2 protein-coding genes are annotated in these 5,120 nt (G+C 74.2%); both read left to right on the top strand.

The window, feature by feature from the left end:
- The first annotated feature begins 164 nt into the window (after nucleotides 1–164).
- Nucleotides 165–4,049 (top strand): type I polyketide synthase, encoded by a 3,885-nt coding sequence (locus ACSNOK_RS30515; RefSeq protein ID WP_436784038.1) that lies wholly within the window; start codon nucleotides 165–167, stop codon nucleotides 4,047–4,049.
- A 164-nt stretch (nucleotides 4,050–4,213) separates the two neighbouring features.
- Entirely contained in the window at nucleotides 4,214–4,993 is a 780-nt protein-coding gene (locus ACSNOK_RS30510; RefSeq protein WP_436784039.1) for a TIM barrel protein, read from the top strand.
- Nucleotides 4,994–5,120: the final 127 nt, after the last annotated feature.

Here is a 5,120-nt window from a genome sequence, read left to right as displayed (position 1 = left end):
GGCGCGTCCGGCGGAAACACCTGTGCCGTTTCCGCCGTACCGCTCCCCCGGCCCCCAGCCGAGGCCTGCCTACCCACCGGTCCCGGTTCACCCCACCCGGACCGCATGTCCGTTCCACCCACCCGTTTTTCTTCCGCCGAAACGAAACGAATGGAATGACGCGCATGCAACAGCACGAGCAGCACGACCCGGCCGCCCGCGAATCCGTCGCGCTCGTCGGCATCGGCTGCCGGTTCCCCGGCGGTATCGATTCCCCGGAAGCCTTCTGGAACTTCCTGTCCGGCGGCAAAGTGTCCGCCGAACCCACCCCCGAGGACCGCTGGCGCCCCTATACGAAGATCAGCCCGGAGTTCTCCGAGGCGCTCCGACGCGCCGAGCGGCCGGGCAACTTCATCGGTGACGTCGACGGGTTCGACGCCGAGTTCTTCGGCATCACGCCGCGCGAGGCGGAGTTCATGGACCCGCAGCAGCGGCTCGTCCTCGAAGTGGCGTGGGAGGCGCTGGAGCACGCCGGCATGGCCCCCCGCTCGGTGGCCGGTTCCGACGCCGGTGTCTACATCGGCACCTGCTCCGACGACTACGGTCGGCGGCTGCTGGAGGACCTGCCCCGGATCGAGCCGTGGACGGGCATCGGCGCCCAGCTGACCGGCATCGCCAACCGCGTCTCGCACGTCCTCGACCTGCACGGCCCGAGCTTCGTCCTCGACTCGGCCTGCTCGGCGTCGCTGGTCGCGGTGCACCTGGCCTGCCAGTCGCTGCTCACGGGCGAGACGTCCCTCGCCCTGGCGGGCGGCGTCAACATCATCCTCTCCCCCGCGTACACCCTCACCCTGGAGGCGGCCGGCGCCCTCTCCCCCGACGGCCGCAGCAAGCCGTTCGACGCGGAGGGCGACGGGTACGGGCGCGCCGAGGGCTGCGGCGTCCTGGTGCTGAAGCGGCTGGCGGACGCCGAGCGGGACGGCGACCGGATCCTGGCCGTGATCAAGGGGACCGCCGTCGCCCAGGACGGCGCCACCAACGGCATCATGGCCCCCAACCCCGACGCCCAGCGCGACCTGCTGCGCCTCGCCTGGCAGCGGGCGGGCCTGGACCCGGCCACCGCCGGCTACATCGAGGCGCACGGCACCGGCACCCGGCTCGGCGACCCCGTCGAGGCGTCCGGTCTGCACGCCGTGTTCGGCACCGGGCGGCCGGACGGCAAGCCGTGCTGGATCGGTTCGGTGAAGTCCAACATCGGTCACGCCGAGCCCGCTTCGGGCGTCGCCGGGATCATCAAGGCCACGCTGATGCTGCGCGAGGCGGAGCTGGCGGCCACGGTCCTCACCAGCGAGCCGAGCCCCGACATCCCCTGGGACGACTGGGGGCTGCGGCTGGTCACCGAGCACCAGCCGTGGCCCAAGGGCGACACCCCGCGCCGGGCCGGCGTCTCCGGGTACGGCTACGGCGGCACCATCGGGCACGTCGTCCTGGAGGAGGCGCCCGCCGCCGCCGAGGAGCCGGCCGCGGAGCCGGCCGAGGGCGTGCGCGCGTACCCCCTCTCGTACCGCTCCCGCCCCGGCGTCACCGCCTACGCGGGCCGCCTCGCCGACTGGCTGGAGCAGCACCCCGGCACCCCGCTGTCCGCCGTCGGCCACACCCTGGCCACCCGCCGCAGCCACCTGGAGCACCGGGCCACCGTGATCGCCGACGGCCGCGCCGAGCTGGTGGCCCGGCTGCGCGAGCTGGCCGCCGACGAGACCGGGGAGCGGCAGCTCGACGGCGTCGTCACCGGTGCCGTACCGCCCGCCGGCAAGGACGCCGGGACGGTGTGGGTGTTCTCCGGGCACGGTTCGCAGTGGGCCGGGATGGGCGCCGAACTGCTGCGTGAACGGCCGGAGTTCGCGGCCGTCATCGACGCGCTGGAGCCGGTGTTCCGGGAGGAGCTGGACTTCTCGCCCCGGCAGGCCCTGCTGGACGGCGACTTCGGCACCGTCGACCGCGCCCAGTCGATGATCTTCGCGACGCAGGTCGGCCTCGCCGAGGTGTGGCGGGCGCTCGGCCACCGGCCGTCCGCCGTCATCGGGCACTCGGTGGGCGAGATCGCCGCGGCCGTGGTCGCCGGGGCGCTGTCCCTGGAGGACGGCGCCCGGCTGAGCGGCCGGCGGTCCGCGCTGCTGCGCCGGGTGGCGGGCAAGGGCGCGATGGCCATGGTCGGACTGCCCTTCGACGAGGTGGCGGCACGGCTGGCGGACGACGGGCGGATCTCCGCCGCCATCGCGTCCTCCCCGCTGTCCTCGGTGGTCTCCGGCGACGCCGACGCCGTGGCGGCACTGGTCCGGGACTGGCAGGCGGAGGGGCTGCCGGTACGGAACGTCAACTCCGACGTCGCCTTCCACAGCAGGCACATGCTGGAGCTCACCGACGGACTCAGGGACGCCCTCCGGGAACTGGCCCCACGCGCCCCGGAAGTGCCGCTCTACACCACGGCCCTCGCCGACCCCCGGTCGGACGCGCCGCACGACGCCGCGTACTGGGTGGCCAACCTGCGCGAACCGGTCCGCCTCGCGCAGGCGGTGACGGCCGCCGTCGAGGACGGGTACCGCCGCTTCCTGGAGGTCTCGCCGCACCCCGTCGTCTCCCACTCGGTCAACGAGACGCTGGCGCATCTGGACGTCTCCGGCGCCCACGTCGCCCACAGCCTCCGCCGCGACAAGCCCGAACTGCGGACGCTGCTGGCCGCGCTGGGCGGTCTGCACGCCCACGGGGCCGACATCGACTGGTCGCTCCACCACCCGGCCGCGCCGCCCGCCGAGTTGCCGCCGGTCGTCTGGCAGCACCGCAGGCACTGGCTCGACGCCGTGCTGCCGGCCGCCGCGGTCGTCTCCCACCAGCACGACGTCAGCGGCCACACCCTGCTCGGCGCGCCCGTGGACCTCGCCACGGCCGACGGCACGACGCTGCGCGTCTGGAACACCGTCCTGGACGAGGCCAGCCGGCCCTTCCCGGGCGGGCACTCCCTGCACGGCGCCTCGATCGTCCCCGCGTCCTCGATCATCCACACCTTCCTGGAGGCCGCTCCGGGCGTCGGCGGCAGCAAGGCGCTGTTCGACCTCTCGCTGCGCTTCCCCATCGCCCTCGCCTCGTCACGCGAGGTGCAGGTGGTACGGGAGGGGCTGAACCTGCGGCTGAGCACCCGGGCCGTCGGCACCAAGGGCTGCCCCGGCAACTGGCTGACGCACACGTCCGGTTCGACCATGGCCGACAGCGCCGTACCGTTCCCGGACGCCTTCCTGACCGTACGGGCCCCGGAGGACCTGGAGACCGCCGACCCGTCGGTGGTGATCGGCCGGCTGGACGCGATCGGCGTCGAGGGCATCGCCTGGCCGTGGGAGGTCAGGGAGCTGCTCAAGGGCGAGAACGTGCTGCGGGCCGTGATCCACGCGCCCGCCGTGCCGGGTGACCAGGTCACGTGGGCGCCGCTGCTGGACGCGGCCCTCGGCGTCGTCCCCGTCATCTACGGCGGGCCGCCCACCGTCCGGATGCCGGCCCACATACGCGAGGTGCGCGTGGTCGGCGAGGCGCCCGAGACCGGTGTGGTGGACATCCGGCTCGTGGACCCGGAGACGGACACCGTCGACATCGTCATCAGCGACGAGAGCGGGCGGCTGTGCGCCTGGCTGCCGGGCACCCGGTTCGGCGCGCTGCGCGCGGAGGCGCCGGCGGCCGGGGGCGCGGCGGAGGCGGAGGCCGCGCCGTCGTCCGAAGCGGCCGAGGCGGCGCCCGTCGACTGGCGCTCGCTGCCGGCGGACGTCCTGGCCGCCCGGATCGACGAGGAGGTCTGCGGGCAGCTGGCCCGTGAGATGAAGATCCCGGCGGCGGAGCTGGACCGCGACCGGCCGCTGACCGACCTGGGCCTGGACTCGGTGATGTCGATGGTCGTCTGCGGCCGGCTGGAGAAGCTGCTCGGCATCCGGCTGCCGGTGACGGTGTTGTGGAACCACCCGACGGCCGGGGGCCTCGCGGCGTACGTCGCCGGGCAGTTGGGGGCTGTGGAGGAGGCAGCGGCGTAAGACGCCTTCGATCCCTGCCGGCCGGCCCGTGTGCGACTTCCGTCGCGCGCGGGCCGGTCGGCGTTGTGGGGTGCGGCACCTCTTGACAGCCGGGTGACCGTCGGGCAGCTTCGTTTCCGTTGGACGGATTCTTCATTCCACCATACGGAAGTGAGCATCTCGTGATCGTTCCCGACGATCGGCGTCTGGCCGCCAACCTCTCGCTCCTCTACGCCGACCTGCCGCTCCTGGAACGCCCGGCCGCCGCGGCCGCCGCCGGCTTCAGCGCCGTCGAGCTGTGGTGGCCGTGGCCCGACGAGCCCTGCCCGCCGCGCGCCGAACTCGACGCCCTGCGCGATGCGTTGACGGCCGCCGGCACCCGGCTCGTGGGGCTCAACTTCTACGCCGGCCGGCTGCCCGGGCCCGACCGGGGGGCGCTCTCCCTGCCGGGCCGGGAGTCGGAGCGCTTCCGCGCCAACATCGACGTCGCCGCCGGCTTCGCCGGGTCGCTGGGCTGTACGGGCCTCAACGCCCTCTACGGCAACCGGCTGCCGGGCGTGGACCCGGCCCGCCAGGACGCCCTCGCCCTCGACAACCTCGTCCTCGCGGCGCGCGCGGCGCACCGGGCCGGTGCCGATCTGCTGATCGAGGCGCTCAACTCGGCCGAATCGCCGGACTACCCCCTCGTCACGGCCGAGGCGGCCGTCGCCGTCGCGGAGCGCGTCAACGCGGTGACGCGGCTGGGGAACGCGAAGTTCCTGATGGACCTGTACCACCTGGCGATGGGCGGCGCGGATCCGGAAGACGTCATCGACCGCTACGCGGCCGCGGCCGGGCACGTGCAGTTCGCGGACTGTCCGGGGCGGGGGGCGCCCGGGACGGGACGGCTCGACTTCAAGGCTCTGGTGGGGCGGTTGCGGAAGGCGGGGTATGGGGGGTGGGTCGCGCTGGAGTATCGGCCGTAGGGGGGTGATGCCCCGGTCCCGCCCTTTCACCGTTTCTCGCGGGGGCAGGCCCCCGCAACCCCCCGAAGCGCCCTCCGGGCGCTGTCCTCAAACGCCGGACGGGCTGGAGTGGGCGCCCTATCAAGCC

It is taken from the genome of Streptomyces sp. URMC 126 (assembly GCF_051386555.1).
Taxonomy (GTDB): domain Bacteria; phylum Actinomycetota; class Actinomycetes; order Streptomycetales; family Streptomycetaceae; genus Streptomyces.
Note: the sequence above shows the minus strand (reverse complement) of the source record. Positions and strands in the feature narration are given on the sequence as shown.

Coding starts and splice junctions, on each gene's coding strand:
- ACSNOK_RS30515 (WP_436784038.1), top strand. CDS start 165: ATGCAACAGCACGAGCAGCACGACCCGGCCGCCCGCGAATCCGTCGCG.